This is a genomic window from Mycobacterium sp. (assembly GCF_049281135.1).
Taxonomy (GTDB): domain Bacteria; phylum Actinomycetota; class Actinomycetes; order Mycobacteriales; family Mycobacteriaceae; genus Mycobacterium.
In genome coordinates this window covers 1-1,536 of sequence record NZ_JBAPRN010000685.1, presented here as the reverse complement: position 1 = coordinate 1,536, position 1,536 = coordinate 1, and the positions used below count along the sequence as shown (strand labels likewise).

Below are 1,536 nucleotides of genomic sequence, written 5' to 3'. Positions count from 1 at the left end.
GGCGAGATTCTTGCGCGCCGCCTCCTGGCCGGCGAAATCGGCGAGGAATTGCGGGCGGATCACCGCCTCGTCCTCAGGACGCTTCTCGGTCGAGACGAGACGGCGGGGGGCGTCGGTCACCTCAGGCGCCTTCGCTCGGCGGCGCGGCTGCCTCCGGGTGCGCGAATTCCGGCCGCATGGTCAGGCCAAGGAGGTTCGCGGCGAGGGCGCAGACGAGGCCCGCGACCGCGCCGCAAGCGACGAATGCATGGCCGAGCGTCACTCCGATTCGATCGGGCGAGGCCGCGTCGATCCATCCGGCGGCCGGCGAGCCGGGGTTGACGTCGACTGCCATCTCGAGCGACGCGCCCAGGGGCGCGAGGCGCAACGCCAGACCATAGGCTATCAGTCCGCCGATCAGGGCGGCGACGAGCGCGCGCGGCCAGCGCTCGGGCGCGGCAGCGTCCCAAAGCGCATAGAGAAAGCCGGTCGCCGTGGCCGGTCCGATCCCGACGACATAGGCCGCGACCAGTCCGACGGCATGCCCAAACAAGGCGGCGATCATGACCAGAAGCGCGATCGTGTCAGGCGTGATCGTCGGCTTGAACACCACGGAAAGGGGAATGAACATCGCCCCGCCGACTCCCGGGCCCAGCGCCGCGAACAGCGCGACGATACCGATCATCGGGATAAAGAAGGGTCGCGCCGGCTCACTCATCGATCGATCATTCTGCCGGAATTTCGGGTCACTGCGCCAATTCCCTCAAGCCGGCGCGAACCAGCGCGGCGGTCTGGGCGTCCTGCCCGAGCTGAATCGAAATCCTGGCGACCGCGGCTGCGGCCTGAGGCTGGGCGTAGCCGAGGCCTACGAGGGCGAGGATCGCGTCCTCGGCCGCCCCTGCGAGCTTCGGCGCGCGCTCGAGGCCGGACTCCGACCCGGCGAAATCGGCGGCGGCGAAAGCCGGCGCCTTGTCCTTGAGCTCGAGCACCAGCCGGGCTGCGAGCTTCGGGCCGACACCCGGGGCGCGGGCCATCATCGCCTTGTCCTGCCGGGTTATGGCGGCGCTCAGCGCTTCCGCCGACAGGGCGCCGAGAATGCCGAGCGCCACCTTGGCGCCGACCCCCTGCACGCTTTGCAGCAGGCGAAACCAGTCACGCTCGGTGGCGGTTAGGAAGCCGTAAAGCCTGATCGCGTCTTCGCGCACGTGGGTCTCGACCAGGAGCTCCGCCGCCTCCCCGACCGCGGGCAGCGCCCGCAACGTGCGGGCAGAAGCGGAAACGAGATAGCCGACGCCGTTGACGTCGAGGATCAGAGCCTCGTCGTCCGCGCTGTCGACGACGCCCCTGAGCTTGCCGATCATGCCGCGCCTCGCGCCCGCGCCGCCCGATGCTGGGCGTGGCAGATGGCGACTGCGAGCGCGTCGGTCGCATCCGGGGTCCTCGCGGTCGAGGCGGGCAGCAGCATCCTCACCATCATCGCAACCTGCCGCTTCTCCGCATGACCGACCCCGACCACGGTTTTCTTGATCAGGTTGGCGGCGTATTCCGCCACCGGCA

At 69.9% G+C, this 1,536-nt stretch carries 3 protein-coding genes; all 3 read right to left on the bottom strand.

Going from position 1 to position 1,536, the window contains the following annotated elements; translation table 11 throughout:
* Positions 1-121: 121 nt before the first annotated feature.
* Entirely contained in the window at positions 122-697 is a 576-nt protein-coding gene (locus WAN02_RS27575) for a hypothetical protein (RefSeq protein WP_422268378.1), read from the bottom strand.
* 28 nt (positions 698-725) lie between these two features.
* On the bottom strand, positions 726-1,340 hold the full coding sequence (gene ruvA, locus WAN02_RS27570; RefSeq protein ID WP_422268376.1) for a Holliday junction branch migration protein RuvA: 615 nt from the start codon (positions 1,338-1,340) through the stop codon (positions 726-728).
* Positions 1,337-1,536 (bottom strand): crossover junction endodeoxyribonuclease RuvC (locus WAN02_RS27565; RefSeq protein WP_422268374.1); only part of this gene is annotated, 200 nt, incomplete at its 5' end. The genes ruvA and WAN02_RS27565, both read right to left, overlap by 4 nt.